Source organism: Klebsiella sp. CN_Kp066, assembly GCF_040065135.1.
Lineage (GTDB): Bacteria > Pseudomonadota > Gammaproteobacteria > Enterobacterales > Enterobacteriaceae > Klebsiella > Klebsiella oxytoca.
Genome location: NZ_JBEAIU010000040.1, coordinates 181,981 through 196,180, shown reverse-complemented (window position 1 = coordinate 196,180; position 14,200 = coordinate 181,981). Strand labels below are relative to the sequence as shown.

Sequence of the window (14,200 nt, the reverse complement as noted above, 5' to 3'; positions counted from 1 at the left end):
GTTAGCTGGCGCTGCGGGCCGCGCTCTGGAGAGATGTGATGGTTGCCTGACGCCCGCAGGCAACCGGTGCTCATCAGTGCTTCACGATATACATCGTGCGGCTATAGGCGACGTCTTCCGGATTGGCAATCGGATACCCTTTCAGCCACGGTTTAATCAGTCGCCCGTTGGTATACTGGTAAATCGGCGCGATAGGCGCTTTCGCCATAATGATTTTTTCCGCCGCGTTGTAATCGTCATTGCGCGCCTTTTCCGACGTTTCCAGCGCCGCCTGAGTGAGAATTTTGTCGTAGGCCGGATCGTTGAAGCGGGAGATATTACCGCTGTGCGTCGAGGTTAGCAGCGACAGGAACGTTGAAGGTTCATTGTAATCCCCCACCCACGAAGCGCGAATCACATCGAAGTTGCCGGTATTACGGCTGTCGATATAGGTCTTCCACTCCTGATTTTGCAGCTTCACGTCGACGCCAAGATTCTTCTTCCACATAGACGCTACCGCAATGGCGATTTTCTGATGATTCTCCGAGGTGTTATACAACAGGCTGAGCTTCAGCGGGCGACCCGGGCCGTAGCCCGCCGCCTGCAGCAGCGCTTTGGCCTGGGCATTCAGCTCAGCCTGGCTCATGCTCTCGATTTGCGACGGCTGGGGAGTGAAGCCGGCAGTGACATCCGGAGTAAAACGCCAGGCCGGTTTCTCACCAGTACCCAGAATTTTTTCCGCCATCAGACGGCGGTCGATAGTCATACTCAACGCCAGGCGGACGCGCTCATCGGCGGTTGGCCCTTTCTGTGTGTTAAATGCGTAATAATAGGTGCCCAGCTGTGGCGGAGTGTAAACCTGCCCCGGAATATCCTTCATCAGCTTCTGATACATATTTTTCGGGAACGACTCGGTAATATCGATATCACCGGCCAGATAGCGCTTAGTTGCCGCTGACTCCTGATTAATGGGCGTAAACGTGACCTGCTGGATCACCGTTTTGCCGTTGTCCCAGTAGTGCGTATTGGGAACCACCACCAGTTTTTCATTCACCACGCGATCCTTTAAAACGTACGCGCCGTTGCCAATCAGGCTTCCCGGACGGGTCCAGCTGTCGCCGCTCTCAACATTCGCCTTCTGGACCGGATAAAACGCAAAGCTGGCGGTCAGATTGCTGAACCACGGCAGCGGTTTATCCAGCTGAACGCGCAGCGTTCTCGCGTCTACGGCGGTGACGCCAAGGGTATCCGGCGCGGCTTTACCATCAATGATATTTTGCGCATTGGCGATACCGGCCAGCGCCGCAAACCAGGCAAAGGGTGAAGTGGTTTTGGGGTCAACCAGCCGCCGCCAGCTATAGACAAAATCTTCTGCCGTCACCGGCGTTCCATCGGACCAGCGGGCATTATCGCGCAGGGTAAACGTCCAGACGCGGTTATCATTGCTCTGCCAGCGAGTCGCCACGCCTGGTATTAGGTTGCCTTTCTCATCCTGATTGACTAAACCTTCAAAAAGATCGCGGATAACCTGAATTTCAGGCAGGCCGACGGCTTTCGCGGGATCTAAGGTGGCGGGCTCATCTTTTATGTGCCGCACCAGCACCTGTTTTTCGGCTAATACGGTGCCGGGCGGGACATCCGCCGCCCAGGCAAGAGAAGAGACGCTGGCTAACCACAGCGCGCCGCATGTCAATTTGACAGGATACTTCATAAGATCCCCTTTAAAATAAAAAAACCAGAGCTGGCAGTGCGATAATTATTTGTTTCATCACCTGAAATTGCAAACAGCTTGTGAAAGAAAGTTGACATATATGCTGATTTCAACATTGCTGGAAACTATTTGATTCCGGGACGGTTTTACACAACACTGCTGAAAAATAACCTGATAACAGGATGCCCTATGCCCGTTTCTCGTCCTCGCCCCCAGCGCGGTGATTTTCCGCCTGGAACTCAACGCTACGGCCAGTCTTACCTGGGCGCGCCGCTGCTGTGGTTTCCGGCGCCGCTGGCCGATAGCCGTAGCGGCCTGATCCTTGCCGGTACTCACGGCGATGAAAACGCCTCCATCGTCACCCTCTCCTGTGCGCTACGAACCCTCAAGCCAGAGCTGCGCCGTCATCACGTAGTGCTGGCGGTCAACCCTGACGGCTGTCAGCTGGGGCTGCGGGCTAACGCACGCGGTATCGACCTGAACCGGAATTTTCCAGCGGCGAACTGGAAGGAAGGAGAAACCGTCTACCGCTGGAACAGCGCGGCAGAGCAGCGCGATGTCGTTCTACTCACCGGCGAAAAGCCAGGTTCGGAACCCGAGACCCGGGCGCTGTGCCAGTTGATCCATCAGATCCACCCGGCATGGGTAATCTCATTTCACGATCCCCTGGCCTGCATTGAAGACCCCGGCCAGAGCGAACTGGGGCACTGGCTGGCCGATGCGTTTAGCCTGCCGCTGGTGGGTAGCGTCGGCTATGAAACGCCCGGTTCTTTTGGCAGCTGGTGCGCCGATATCGGCCTGCCCTGTATCACCGCCGAATTCCCGGCAATATCCGCCGACGAAGCAACGGAGAAATATCTGCAGGCCATGACGGAGCTGCTGCACTGGCACTCTCAGAGATGAAGCACCCCGGTGCTGAAGTGCAGCGCCGGCTCGACATCCACGGCCAGCCATGTTGGACCATCAAGATCGGCAAAACGGGCCAGCGGCGCCAGCGGTAGCGCCGCGCTAATCGCTCTCGACGTACACAGCATACAGCCCAGCATCCGCGCAAACCCCAGGCGTTCTGCCTCCTCCGCCAGCAGCAGCGCTTCAGTCAGACCACCGGTCTTATCCAGCTTGATATTAACCATTTCATAGCGGCCGCGCAGCGCCGCCAGGCTATCGCGAGTATGGCAGCTCTCATCAGCGCAAATAGGCAGCGGATGGATAAAATTCGCCAGCGCTTCATCGGCCCCAGCCGGAAGGGGTTGCTCCAGCATCGCGACGCCGACGTCCGCCAGCAGCTGACAGCGCTCGGCCAGACCGTCGCTGCGCCAGGCTTCATTGGCATCGACGATGAGCGTTGCCTGCGGAACCGCCTCGCGAATGGCAATTAACCGCTCGCTAATCAGATGGTCATCAAGCTTCACTTTCAGCAGCGTGGCACCTTTCTCCCACAGGGCCGACGCGCTGGCCGCCATCTGGTCGGGGGTGCCGATCACCACCGTTTGCGCCGTAACCACCCGCTTGGGCAGCGTCACGCCTAACAGCTGCGAGATGCTTTTACCCGCGCTGCGCGCCTGCCAGTCCCAGAGCGCGCAGTCCACTGCATTACGCGCGGCCCCTGGCGGCAGCAGGCGTTGAATCTGCTCTCGAGTGACGCCCCGCTCAATCTGTTCGCCGATCGCCATAATCTGCGCCATCACCGAGGCGATACTCTCTCCATAGCGAGGATAAGGCGTGCATTCCCCCGTGCCCTTGACGCCATTCTCTTCAATTTCCACCACCACGACTTTTGCCTCGCTGCGGCTGCCGCGGGCGATCACAAAAGGGCTATGTAGCGGCCAGGCTTCTTCATAGACTCGCAGATTTCGCATTCCCTGAACCTCGCAGGTAAGTATTAAAAGGATTTGCCGTGCCGATGACGGATGTCATACACTAGCCGCGACGTTAACTATATGTAAACAGGAAGATAACCATGTCACAAACCGTGCATTTCCAGGGCAACCCCGTTTCTGTTCAAGGCACCATTCCGCAGGCAGGCGCTAAAGCGCAGCCGTTTACGCTGGTGGCCAAAGATCTCTCTGACGTCGCGCTGAGCCAGTTTGCGGGCTCCCGTAAAGTGCTGAACATTTTCCCAAGCATCGATACCGGCGTTTGCGCGGCATCGGTACGTAAATTCAACCAACTGGCGTCAGAATTGAACAACACCGTAGTGCTGTGCATTTCCGCCGACCTGCCGTTCGCCCAGTCACGCTTCTGCGGCGCTGAAGGCCTGAACAACGTCGTGACTCTGTCCACTCTGCGCGGTGCGCAGTTCCTGGCCGACTACGGCGTAGCGATCTCCGCGGGCCCGCTGGCCGGTCTGGCAGCGCGTGCTGTGGTCGTGATTGATGAAAACGACCAGGTGGTATACAGCCAGTTGGTGAATGAAATCACCGAAGAGCCGGACTACGACGCAGCCCTGGCCGCGCTGAAAGCGTAATATCCCCATCAGGTAACGTAAGTCCTCGTTAAACGGGGGCTTTTTTTATTCCCGCGTCGCATAGCGGGAGATAAAGCGCGCAATCGCCGGGCCGGTCAGCAAGATAGTGAACAGGCGCAACGTTTGCATCGCCATAATAAACGACATATCCGCCCGCGTGCCGGCAGCGATAATCGCTACCGTGTCCAGCCCGCCCGGGCTGGTCGCCAGATAGGCGGTCATAAAGTCCAGCGGTAAAACCTGCGTCAGTCCATAAGCCATCAGCGCACATAGCAGAATCAGGCCGATAATCGATGCCAGGATCTGCGGCAGGGTTTTTAACGCCAGCAGGAAGATCTGTTTATTAAACTTTAGACCAACGCTCCAGCCAACGGCGGCATAAGCCAGCGCCAGCAGCCACTCAGGGAGTTCAAGCTGCAGCCAGCCTTCTCCCTGCACCAGCGCGCCGATCAGCATCGGGAAAAGCATCGCACCGGACGGAAAGCGCAGACGCAGCCCCAGCCATCCCGCGGCCGCCGTCACCAGCAGCGTAAGCGGTAGCTGCCAGCTTATCGGGGGAAACCAGGCGACCTGCTGAGTCATCTCCTGGGCTTCGCCGCCGAGCGCAACGCGAACCACCAGCGCCGCGGCACCGGCAACAAAAAGTACGCGCAAATACTGCATCAGCGCCACCAGTCGAACGTCGGCGCCGTACTCCTGGGCCATAATAACCATCGCCGAAGCGCCGCCCGGCGAACTTCCCCACGCCCCGGTGGCGCCGGGTAGCGCGCTATAGCGCACCAGCAGCCATCCCGCCAGCGCGCTGATGGCGAGCGTGGAGAAGAGAATCAGCAGCACCAGCGCCCAGTTTGCCAGCAGAACACCGAAAATCGAGGGCGTCAGGCTACGGGCGATCATGCAGCCGATAATCATCTGAGCGGCAATAAAAAAGGGTCGGGGAACGCGGATTTCCGCGCCGCGAAGGCTCAGGCAAATGCCGGCAATCATCGGCCCTAGCAGCAGCGCGGCCGGGAGGTGAAACCAGAACAGCGCAAAAGAGATCGCGCTGGAGAGCACCAGCAGTTTCATCCACTGAAAAAAACGACTACGCCAGATCCACATGCGTATTCCTGCAAAAAAGAGGGTAAAAACGCAGTATATACAGATTCATTCGCCGCCAGGCCCCCTCCTTTTTCTGGAAATGTTCTGGAAATGCCGACCGACGGCGCAGGCAGCCGGTCGGCGGGAATTACTCGTCGCCTTTTTTCTGGCTCAGGCCGTACTCGCGAAGTTTATTGGCGATGGCGGTATGCGAGACGCCAAGCCGCCTGGCCAGTTTACGCGTGCTGGGGAAGCTACGATAAAGCTGGGTAAGCACCGAGCGCTCGAAACGGCGCGTGATATCATCCAGCGAGCCTTCCATCGCTTCTTCGCCAACCGCTAATGACGAGACGTCGTGATCCGGCAGCAGGATATCCTGAGGGCGCAGTTCAAAACCGTCCAGCTGAGTCAGGGCACGGTAAATCGCGTTTTTGAGCTGGCGCACGTTGCCTGGCCAGCTATAGCGCGTCAATACGCTGTTTAAATCGGCAGAGAGTTTCGGCCGCGGGATACCCTGCTCATCGGCGAAACGCGCCACAAACAGTTCGGTCAGCGGCATGATATCCTGCGGACAATCGCGCAGCGGTGGTAAATAGAGCGTCAGCACGTTAAGACGATAATAGAGATCTTCGCGGAACAGCCCTTTTTGCACCAGTTCCACCAGGTTTTTCTGCGTCGCGCAGATCACCCGTACATCTACGTGGACTTCATGATCTTCCCCGACCCGGCGGAAGGTTCCATCGTTGAGGAAGCGCAGCAGCTTAGTCTGCATTCGCGGCGACATTTCGCCAATTTCATCCAGCAGAACCGAACCGCCGTTAGCCTGCTCGAAGAACCCCTTTTTGCCCTGGATAGCGTCGCCAAACAGCTCGCTCTCCACCGCGTCCTCCGGAATGGAGCCGCAGTTCAGGGCCAGGTAAGGTTTCCCCGCTCGCGGGCTGGCGAGGTGGCAGGCGTGAGCGAGCAAATCTTTACCGGTACCGGTATCGCCGACGATCAGCAGCGGCGCGCTGAGCATAGCCAGCTTGCGAGCCTGCTCGACGACGTGGCGCATTTTCGGGCCTACGGCGAGGATCTGGCTGAAGGCGCTGGTATCCTGAATGGTCATCGTTTGCAGCTGACGCCCCATACGGACCGTTGAACGCAGCATCGCTACCGCGCCGGTCAGCACCTTCTCGCCGTGTTCGCCTTCGAGATAAACCGGGGTGATCTCCAGCAGGAAGTTCTGCCCGTTAACCACCACGTGCTCGGCGTGGGACTCCTGCGGACTATTTTCCAGCCAGCGCTGGACGTTAAAATCGGTAATCAGCTGTGCGACCGGATGGCTGCGCAGCTTCTCCTGGCTCTGGCCAAACAGCTGGCAGCTGGCCGGGTTAGCCAGTTCGACTTTTCCTTTGGTGTCGAGAGAGAGCACAGGCTCCGGCATCGCCACCAGCAGCGCGCTGAGCGCCAGATGTTCACGTTCTGACGGCATCCACGCCACGGTGCGCACGTCGGTGACGCCGGCGATACGACGAATTTCCGCCATCAGACTGCTGAAGCTAGCGAACTCCAGCTCGGCGAAATTGAGATAAATTCGGCCAATAGGGTCAATGTCGATACCCCGCAGGTCGATACCGCGCAGCACCAGTAAATCGAGCAATTCACGAGTCAGACCAAGACGGTCTTCACAAAAGACTTCAAGACGCATAGGAGTTTTCACCCTAAAGAGGCCAATAACGGATGAATAATAGGACAGTTATTTGCTGGCGTGAAGATAGCTGTCAACAATTATTGACAGTATGGCGGAAAAATGGCCTTTCTGCCGTAAAGTTATGCGCTCAGAGAGGAAAATGGCAATAAAGAACCGGTTGTCATCGCCGCTGCTTTTCTCCCCGGATTGCGCTGCGCATCGCCGTGAGACAAGTGACAGCCTTCTGTGGAGCGGTAGCCCGGCTAAGGCGCTCACGCCGCAAGCCGGGAATGCTTAAGCGACTTATTTTTCCGCGCCGCTTTTGCTCTTCTGCAACGTCTCTTTTAGCTGGCCGATCAGCTCGCGGCGGAAGTCCCCCAGCCGCGGTTTATCATCGGCGATCCACGGCAGCGGGCGGCAGAGCTCCATCGCCTTGATACCCAGCCGCGCGGTCAACAGCCCGGCGCCAATCCCCTGCGCCGCGCGCGCCGATAGCCTGGCTGCCAGATCCTGCGACATCCAGTCCATCCCGACTTCCCGCACCAGCTCGCTGGCGCCGGCAAAAGCGATATTCAGCAGCACCAGACGGAACAGGCGCAGGCGGCTGTAGTAGCCGAGCTCAATACCGTACAGAGTGGCGATGCGGTTGATGAGGCGTAAATTACGCCAGGCGATAAACGCCATATCCACCAGCGCCAGGGGACTGACGGCAATCATCAGCGTCGATTCCGCCGCCGAGCGGCTAATCTCACGCCGCGCCTGCGCATCCAGCACCGGCTGCACGATCTGCGCGTACAGGCTTACCACTTCACGATCGTTTTGCGTTTCGTGGATCGCTGCATACCAGCGCTGCAGCGCCGGATGCGATTGATCGAGACCCGCCTGCCGGGCCAGCTTTTCGCAAAAGGCACGCCCTTTGCCGACCGCATGACTATGCATCAGGTCCCGCGCCTCATCGCGCTCGTGCGCGCGCTGGCGTAACCGCCACAGACGGCGCCATTCGGTTGCTACCGAGCCGACGCCCGCCCCGACAATCAGCGCGCCGGCTGCGCAGCCGCCGAGGGCGATCCAGTCTTGCGTTTGCCAGGCGGTCATCGTCCACTGCACGCCCTGCGCTACGACGCTGACGCCAAAAATAGCCAGCCCGGCGCTGACCATCTTTCGCCACAGGCTGCGCTTAGGCCGCAGCACCGACTCCACTACCGCTTCCGCCGCCCCCTCTTCTTTTTCCGGCGCGTCAAGGCGCGCAGGGGCGAACTTCTCCGCATCCGCGCCGTCAAAAGCGCGAGCGGATTTCAGAATTTGCGCCTTTTCCACCTCCAGCGGGCCGTCGAAATCAATACGCGGTTTTAAGGGTTCGGTCATCGCAATTTATCTCCGATCAAAAATTCCAGCGCCGCGTCGAGGCGAATATGCGGCAGCGGTTTATCAACATCCATCACTTGCGGGCGGAAGTTTTCAAACTGAAAGCCCTGCTGCTCCCAGAAGGCCTGACCCGGCAGGCGCGCGGGCACTTCCCCGGGATAGACGGTCAGCGGCTGTCCGTCGCTTAGCCGATGCCCCCGCAGCGCAGGGATCTTCTCCCCGTTCACCTCAATAAGCCCGCTCTGCGTCGCCTGAATCGACGCCAGACCCAGGCAATCCATGCTGATGCCTTCAAACGCCGCGTTCTGCCAGGCATCCTGAATCAGCTGCTGCAGCAGCGATACCATATTGCTGTGCTGATCGACGGTGACGTGATCGGCTTTGGTCGCGGCGAACAGCAGCTTATCGATAACCGGTGAGAACAGACGACGAAACAGCGTGCGCTGGCCATAGTGGAAGCTTTGCATCAGCTGCGTCAGCGCGAGACGCATGTCGTTAAACGCCTGAGGCCCGCTGTTAAGCGGCTGCAGGCAGTCCACCAGCACAATCTGCCGGTCGAAGCGGAGAAAATGATCTTTGTAGAAGCCTTTCACCACTTTCTCGCAGTAGTATTTAAAACGCTCGCGCAGCATTCCGGCATTGGTCTGTTTGTCCGCCTGCGCCAGCTTAGCCTCACCGGCGGCATCAACGTCCGGCCAGGGGAAGAACTGCAGCGCCGGCGCGCCGGCCATTTCGCCGGGCAGCACAAAGCGCCCGGGCTGAATAAAATGCATCCCTTCGCGCTTACAGCTGTGCAGATAATCGGTCCACGCGGCGGCGATCTCCGCCAGACGGGTTTCATCGGCGGGCGCCAGCGGATCCAGCCCTTCGCAAAGCTGCCGCCAGCGCGCCGACCACGCCGCCCTCTGTCCCTGCAGCAGTCCGGTCATCTGTCGTGACCAGGTCAGGTAATCCTGGGCCAGCATCGGCAGATCCAGCAGCCACTCGCCGGGATAATCGACAATCTCCAGATACAGCGTCGAAGTCTCTTTAAAATGGCGCAGCAGCGAATCGTTAGAGCGATAGCGCAGAGCGAGGCGGATTTCGCTGACGCCGCGGGTGGGCGTCGGCCAAACCGGAGGTTGTCCATAGAGCTGGGCCAGCCCTTCGTCATAGGTAAAACGCGGAATGCCAAAATCCCGCTGCGGGACGCGCTTGACGCCCAGCAGGCGTTCTTCTCTGGCCGCGCTAAGCAGCGGCAGCCGTGCCCCGGCGTGGATATTCAGTAGCTGATTGACCAGTGCGGTGATAAACGCGGTCTTGCCGCTACGGCTAAGACCGGTGACGGCCAGACGGAGATGCCGGTCAACCCCACGATTCACCAGCGCATTAAATTCTGTTTTGAGTCGCTTCATCGCCATCCTGTTGAGCCTGAAGAACGAGGGAAATAGACATGAGGGCTAATCAATAAAGTGCATTAGCCCCGCTGCGGCGGGGCTGACGGTTAGTGGCTGGCGCTTTTCGGCATCGCTATTTGACTGAGGCCGCCGGCATTCACCACCTGCGTGTAGCCCATTTCGCTCAGCAGCTGCTGAGCCTGGCCCGACTGTCGGCCAACGTTACAATAGACGTGAATGGTATCGTTTTTATCCGGCACTTCAGCCGCAATCCGCGATTTTAAATCCGCCAGCGGTATGTTCACCGCGCCGTCAACGTGTTCTTTTTGATACTGCTGCGGAACGCGGACGTCAATCCAGTGCTCCGCCGCGAAGGCGGGTAAAGCCATCGCCAGCGCTAAACCCAGAAACAATTTTCGCATTTTATCATCCTGATAGAGTGAGTTTTTAGGCACTCATAACATACGCCATCCACGACGTTTAGAAAACCGCTGCGCCGCCCGGCTGAGCATCGGTTCCAGAACAAGCATCAGCAGCATTTTCAGCGGCCGACGCGCGACGGATTTTACCGCCCAGCCAGCGACGCCCGCCGGGCCGTAGCGCAGCACGGTGAGCAGCACCAGCTTGCCTGCGATTTTCAGACCCGGTTTAACTTTTTGCCCGGCCTGCTGCCATTTCATGTTCATTATTAACCTCAACTTTCAGTTATAGCTGACGAAAACGACTGCGTAGCGAAAAGGTGTCAGAGGTGACGTAGCGTTCCATTTCACGCAGACGGCGCTCCCCTGCAGCCAGCTCCTTATCCGCAGCAGCCAGCAGCTCTCCGCTGCTCGGCGTTTTTTCACCATACAGCTCGCTTTCCGGCATAGGATCCAGCGCAAACGAGAGAATGATGTAGGCCACCACCACAAACAGGAACAGGCCAAAAATCATTGCCAGTACGGTAATCAGGCGCACCAGCTTAACCGGCACGTCCAGGTACTGCGCGATACCGGCGCAAACGCCTTTGACCATGCCCTGCTGTGGAATGCGCCACAGTTTTTTACTCAGATCCAGTCCGCCCATTATTTTTCTCTCCAGTTCGGATGCTCAGCGTCAAGAATGGCTTCCAGCGCCTGAATACGCTCGCGCATGCGCTTTGCGTCATCGGTCAGCTGCAGCAGGCGCTGCTGCTCGTTTTGCGATAAACTGCCGCTGGCGGTGCGGTTGTTGTAATGCAGCCAAAGCCAGACCGGCAAAACAAACAGCACAAACAACGTCAAAGGGATGGCGAGAAAAAGCATGCTCATGTGAACTCCTTGCAGATGGCGGCGGCACGTCTCGGTGCCGCCCGAATACATTACTGGTTATTTTGATTCATTTTGGCTTTCAACGCCGCCAGCTGCTCGCTGATTTCATCGTCCGCTTTCAGATCGGCGAACTGCTGATCCAGCGATTTATCTTTACCGAAGCGGTGGCTTTCGGCTTCGGCTTCCATATGATCGATACGGCGTTCAAACGATTCAAAGCGCGCCATCGCCTCATCAATCTTGCCGCTGTCCAGCTGACGACGAACGTCGCGGGAGGAACTTGCGGCCTGATGGCGCAGCATCAACGCCTGCTGACGGGCGCGCGTTTCGCTCAGTTTATTCTCCAGCTCGCCAATCTCTTTTTTCATCCGCGCCAGCGTTTCATCAACCAGCTGCGCTTCATTTTCCAGGCTAGCGATCAGGTCGGTCAGCTTCTGCTTCTCGATCAGCGCCGCACGAGCCAGATCCTCTTTCTCTTTACGCAACGCCAGTTCGGCTTTCTCCTGCCATTCCGCCTGCTGCGCAACGGCCTGTTCAATACGACGGGTCAGCTGTTTCTTTTCAGCCAACGCCCGCGCCGAGGTCGAACGCACTTCAACCAACGTGTCTTCCATCTCCTGGATCATCAGTCGAACCAGCTTCTGCGGATCTTCCGCTTTCTCCAGCAGAGAGTTAATGTTGGCGTTCACGATGTCGGCAAAACGAGAAAAAATACCCATAATTTCAATCCTCATAGTTCTGGTATCAGGCACCGGCCTGTGCCATCACTAATACAAATGCCGTGCCAACTTTTTATCTTATTGATTTTAATAGGAGTGGTTGTTATCTGGCCAACGCATTGCTAAAGTGACCTGGTGAATCACACTACTTAATGGCGAAATTCATCATGGCGGAATACAAGGACAACCTGCTCGGCGAGGCCAACAGCTTCCTGGAAGTGCTGGAACAGGTCTCAAGACTGGCGCCGCTCGATAAACCGGTGCTGGTGATTGGCGAACGCGGAACCGGCAAAGAGCTGATCGCCAGCCGCCTGCACTTCCTCTCTTCCCGCTGGCAGGGGCCGTTTATCTCGCTGAACTGCGCTGCGCTGAATGAAAACCTGCTCGATTCCGAGTTATTCGGTCATGAAGCCGGGGCATTTACGGGGGCCAGTAAACGCCATCCGGGGCGCTTCGAGCGCGCCGACGGCGGTACCCTGTTTCTTGATGAGCTGGCCACCGCGCCGATGCTGGTGCAGGAAAAGCTGCTGCGCGTGATTGAGTATGGCGAACTCGAGCGCGTCGGCGGCAGCCAGCCGCTGCAGGTTAACGTCCGCCTGGTGTGCGCGACCAACGCCGATCTGCCACAAATGGTGGAAGATGGGCTCTTTCGCGCTGACCTACTCGACAGGTTGGCTTTCGATGTGGTGCAGTTGCCGCCGCTGCGCGAACGCCAGAGCGATATTATGCTGCTCGCCACCCAGTTTGCTATCCAGATGTGCCGCGAACTCGGACTGCCGTTGTTTCCCGGCTTTAGCGAACGCGCCGCCATGACGCTGCAGAACTACCGCTGGCCGGGGAATATCCGTGAATTAAAAAACGTGGTGGAACGGTCGGTTTACCGTCACGGCAGCAGTGAAAGCGAGCTGGATAATATTATTATTAACCCCTTCCGCCAGCAGCAAACTGCCCCGCCCGCTGCAGCAGAAAAGGCGCCCGGCCCCACGCTGCCGCTCGATTTGCGCGCTTTCCAGCAGGAGCAAGAAAAAAGCCTGCTCGAGAGAAGCCTTGAGCAGGCGAAGTACAATCAAAAGCAGGCGGCCGAACTACTGGGGCTAACCTATCACCAGCTGCGGGCGCTGCTGAAAAAGCATCAGCTTTGAGCTATGCGCGGCAGCAGCAGCGCGCTCAGCGTCATTGAACCGAGACAGAGCGCGGCGTTAAACCACAGCGCATACTGCGCCGCGCTGGCCATTCCCAGCGGTAAAAACAGCGCAAAAAGTGACGCTGTCACCGCTATACCCATCGCCCCGCCGAGCGAACTACCCATCTTATAAATTCCCGACGCCACCCCGACCTTATTCTCGGGAGCGTTGACCACCGCGGTGTCCGTTGACGGAGTAGCGTAGCAGCCCAGTCCAAAGCCAAACAGCACGTTGCTGAAAAAGACCGTGACGATATAGGTCGATTTATTGAGAAAGGTGCAGGAAATAAGCAGGATGCCAAGCGCGGTAAAAACCGGGCCGGCGATCATCGGCAAGCGCGCGCCGTAGCGTTGCAGCAGCTTTTCGCCCACCCGGATCATCGCCAGCACGGTGACCAGGTAGCCGAGCGTCATCATTCCGCTCTCCAGCGGGCTTAGATGGTGCCCCTGCTGGAGCCAGATGCTGGCAATCATCATGGTACCGATGGCGCCGTTGAGCAGAAAATTCGACAGCACCGCGGCGCTGTAGGCCCGGTTACGAAACAGCGCAAAATCAATCAACGCCGCGTCGCCCTTACGCCGACCGCTGCGGATAAAAAATAACCCCGCCGCCAGCGCGCCGCCCAGCATCGTCAGCGAGGTTCCGCTGCTCCAGCCCCAGCCGTGGCCTTTACTGATAAACAGATTTAACAGCACCAGCGCAAGGATCAGGCTGAGCAGGCCGCTAATGTCCAGCTTATGCTGCTGCGCGCTGGCGCTGCGGCTCTCCGGCGTACCGCGCAGTAAAAACAGCGCCGCCAGCGCTACTGCGATGGAGAAAACAAAGATCCAGCGCCAGCCCAGTCCGGTAGCAATCGCCCCGCCGACAAACGAGCACAGCCCGCTGCCGCCCCAGGAGCCGATGACCCAGAAGCTGACCGCCCGCTGGCGCGCTTTACCTTCATACCAGGTTTTTATTAACGCCAGCGTCGCCGGCATGATGCAGGCGGCCGATAGCCCCTGTAAAACGCGTCCGGCCAGGAACAGCGCGGGTCCCTGGGAGAGCACCAGCATTGCGCTGCCGGCAATGCTGAGAATCAGGCCCAGGGTGGTCATGCGCATGCGGCCGAATTTATCCGCCAGCCCGCCGCTGGCGACCACAAAGCAGCCGCTGAACAAGGCACTCAGGCTCACCGCCAGGGTCAGGGTTTCCAGCGAAATATCAAGGCTGCTTTTCATTGCCGGAACCACGTTAATCACCGACTGGGCAAACAGCCAGAAGGTCAGAACGCTCAATACAATACCCGCCAGCAGGCGATCGGTGCCGACGAACTGCGCTTCGCTTAGCGATACAGAACTCATAGCAGGGTCCTCTTCGTT

15 protein-coding genes are annotated in these 14,200 nt (G+C 58.2%); 3 read left to right on the top strand and 12 right to left on the bottom strand.

Going from position 1 to position 14,200, the window contains the following annotated elements; translation table 11 throughout:
* Positions 1-73: 73 nt before the first annotated feature.
* Positions 74-1,690 (bottom strand): peptide ABC transporter substrate-binding protein, encoded by a 1,617-nt coding sequence (locus ABLV75_RS16565; RefSeq protein WP_004101482.1) that lies wholly within the window; start codon positions 1,688-1,690, stop codon positions 74-76.
* Between the two features lie 189 nt (positions 1,691-1,879).
* Here ABLV75_RS16565 and mpaA point away from each other — a divergent pair, with 189 nt between their 5' ends.
* A complete protein-coding gene (mpaA, locus tag ABLV75_RS16560) occupies positions 1,880-2,593 on the top strand; it encodes a murein tripeptide amidase MpaA (RefSeq protein ID WP_004101481.1) in 714 nt (237 codons plus the stop codon).
* Here the strand turns inward: mpaA and ycjG are convergent.
* Positions 2,584-3,549 carry an L-Ala-D/L-Glu epimerase gene (gene ycjG, locus ABLV75_RS16555; protein WP_064344781.1) on the bottom strand — a complete coding sequence of 322 codons (966 nt, stop codon included), beginning with the start codon at positions 3,547-3,549 and terminating at the stop codon, positions 2,584-2,586. The genes mpaA and ycjG overlap by 10 nt on opposite strands.
* Before the next feature lie 101 nt (positions 3,550-3,650).
* On the opposite strand from ycjG, the gene tpx reads away from it, so the two are divergent.
* Entirely contained in the window at positions 3,651-4,157 is a 507-nt protein-coding gene (gene tpx / locus ABLV75_RS16550) for a thiol peroxidase (protein ID WP_004101479.1), read from the top strand.
* 45 nt (positions 4,158-4,202) lie between these two features.
* Here tpx and ABLV75_RS16545 read toward each other — a convergent pair whose 3' ends face one another.
* From ABLV75_RS16545 to pspA, 9 genes are all read right to left on the bottom strand, one after another.
* Positions 4,203-5,258 (bottom strand): AbrB family transcriptional regulator, encoded by a 1,056-nt coding sequence (locus ABLV75_RS16545; protein WP_004101477.1) that lies wholly within the window; start codon positions 5,256-5,258, stop codon positions 4,203-4,205.
* Between the two features lie 127 nt (positions 5,259-5,385).
* The gene (tyrR, locus tag ABLV75_RS16540; protein WP_004101475.1) at positions 5,386-6,927 is read right to left on the bottom strand and encodes a transcriptional regulator TyrR; all 1,542 of its coding nucleotides are present in this window, start codon (positions 6,925-6,927) and stop codon (positions 5,386-5,388) included.
* A 285-nt stretch (positions 6,928-7,212) separates the two neighbouring features.
* Positions 7,213-8,274, bottom strand: coding sequence for a YcjF family protein (locus ABLV75_RS16535; RefSeq protein WP_047719914.1), 1,062 nt, complete (start codon positions 8,272-8,274; stop codon positions 7,213-7,215).
* Positions 8,271-9,668 (bottom strand): YcjX family protein, encoded by a 1,398-nt coding sequence (locus tag ABLV75_RS16530; protein ID WP_004101472.1) that lies wholly within the window; start codon positions 9,666-9,668, stop codon positions 8,271-8,273. Before ABLV75_RS16530 ends, ABLV75_RS16535 begins: the two co-directional genes overlap by 4 nt.
* 89 nt (positions 9,669-9,757) lie before the next feature.
* Positions 9,758-10,072, bottom strand: coding sequence for a thiosulfate sulfurtransferase PspE (gene pspE, locus ABLV75_RS16525; RefSeq protein ID WP_004112461.1), 315 nt, complete (start codon positions 10,070-10,072; stop codon positions 9,758-9,760).
* Positions 10,073-10,105: 33 nt separating this feature from the next.
* Positions 10,106-10,336, bottom strand: coding sequence for a phage shock protein PspD (gene pspD / locus ABLV75_RS16520; RefSeq protein WP_047719915.1), 231 nt, complete (start codon positions 10,334-10,336; stop codon positions 10,106-10,108).
* A 19-nt stretch (positions 10,337-10,355) separates the two neighbouring features.
* Positions 10,356-10,715 carry an envelope stress response membrane protein PspC gene (gene pspC, locus ABLV75_RS16515; RefSeq protein ID WP_004101461.1) on the bottom strand — a complete coding sequence of 120 codons (360 nt, stop codon included), beginning with the start codon at positions 10,713-10,715 and terminating at the stop codon, positions 10,356-10,358.
* On the bottom strand, positions 10,715-10,939 hold the full coding sequence (gene pspB / locus ABLV75_RS16510) for an envelope stress response membrane protein PspB (protein ID WP_004101459.1): 225 nt from the start codon (positions 10,937-10,939) through the stop codon (positions 10,715-10,717). Before pspB ends, pspC begins: the two co-directional genes overlap by 1 nt.
* A 50-nt stretch (positions 10,940-10,989) precedes the next feature.
* Complete coding sequence (pspA, locus tag ABLV75_RS16505) at positions 10,990-11,658, bottom strand: phage shock protein PspA (RefSeq protein WP_004101456.1); 669 nt, start codon at positions 11,656-11,658, stop codon at positions 10,990-10,992.
* Between the two features lie 152 nt (positions 11,659-11,810).
* Between pspA and pspF the strand changes: the two genes are divergently transcribed.
* Positions 11,811-12,800, top strand: coding sequence for a phage shock protein operon transcriptional activator (gene pspF, locus ABLV75_RS16500; RefSeq protein ID WP_163530023.1), 990 nt, complete (start codon positions 11,811-11,813; stop codon positions 12,798-12,800).
* Here pspF and ABLV75_RS16495 read toward each other — a convergent pair.
* On the bottom strand, positions 12,791-14,182 hold the full coding sequence (locus tag ABLV75_RS16495; RefSeq protein WP_047719916.1) for an MFS transporter: 1,392 nt from the start codon (positions 14,180-14,182) through the stop codon (positions 12,791-12,793). The genes pspF and ABLV75_RS16495 overlap by 10 nt on opposite strands.
* Positions 14,183-14,200 lie beyond the last annotated feature (18 nt).

Bases quoted from the DNA above. Each gene is read 5' to 3' on its own strand.
- tpx (WP_004101479.1), top strand. From the start codon at position 3,651: ATGTCACAAACCGTGCATTTCCAGGGCAACCCCGTTTCTGTTCAAGGC.
- ABLV75_RS16565 (WP_004101482.1), bottom strand. From the start codon at position 1,690: ATGAAGTATCCTGTCAAATTGACATGCGGCGCGCTGTGGTTAGCCAGC.
- ABLV75_RS16535 (WP_047719914.1), bottom strand. From the start codon at position 8,274: ATGACCGAACCCTTAAAACCGCGTATTGATTTCGACGGCCCGCTGGAG.
- pspF (WP_163530023.1), top strand. From the start codon at position 11,811: ATGGCGAAATTCATCATGGCGGAATACAAGGACAACCTGCTCGGCGAG.
- ABLV75_RS16545 (WP_004101477.1), bottom strand. From the start codon at position 5,258: ATGTGGATCTGGCGTAGTCGTTTTTTTCAGTGGATGAAACTGCTGGTG.
- tyrR (WP_004101475.1), bottom strand. From the start codon at position 6,927: ATGCGTCTTGAAGTCTTTTGTGAAGACCGTCTTGGTCTGACTCGTGAA.
- ABLV75_RS16530 (WP_004101472.1), bottom strand. From the start codon at position 9,668: ATGAAGCGACTCAAAACAGAATTTAATGCGCTGGTGAATCGTGGGGTT.
- pspD (WP_047719915.1), bottom strand. From the start codon at position 10,336: ATGAACATGAAATGGCAGCAGGCCGGGCAAAAAGTTAAACCGGGTCTG.
- ABLV75_RS16495 (WP_047719916.1), bottom strand. From the start codon at position 14,182: ATGAGTTCTGTATCGCTAAGCGAAGCGCAGTTCGTCGGCACCGATCGC.
- pspB (WP_004101459.1), bottom strand. From the start codon at position 10,939: ATGAGCATGCTTTTTCTCGCCATCCCTTTGACGTTGTTTGTGCTGTTT.
- pspA (WP_004101456.1), bottom strand. From the start codon at position 11,658: ATGGGTATTTTTTCTCGTTTTGCCGACATCGTGAACGCCAACATTAAC.
- ycjG (WP_064344781.1), bottom strand. From the start codon at position 3,549: ATGCGAAATCTGCGAGTCTATGAAGAAGCCTGGCCGCTACATAGCCCT.
- pspE (WP_004112461.1), bottom strand. From the start codon at position 10,072: ATGCGAAAATTGTTTCTGGGTTTAGCGCTGGCGATGGCTTTACCCGCC.
- mpaA (WP_004101481.1), top strand. From the start codon at position 1,880: ATGCCCGTTTCTCGTCCTCGCCCCCAGCGCGGTGATTTTCCGCCTGGA.
- pspC (WP_004101461.1), bottom strand. From the start codon at position 10,715: ATGGGCGGACTGGATCTGAGTAAAAAACTGTGGCGCATTCCACAGCAG.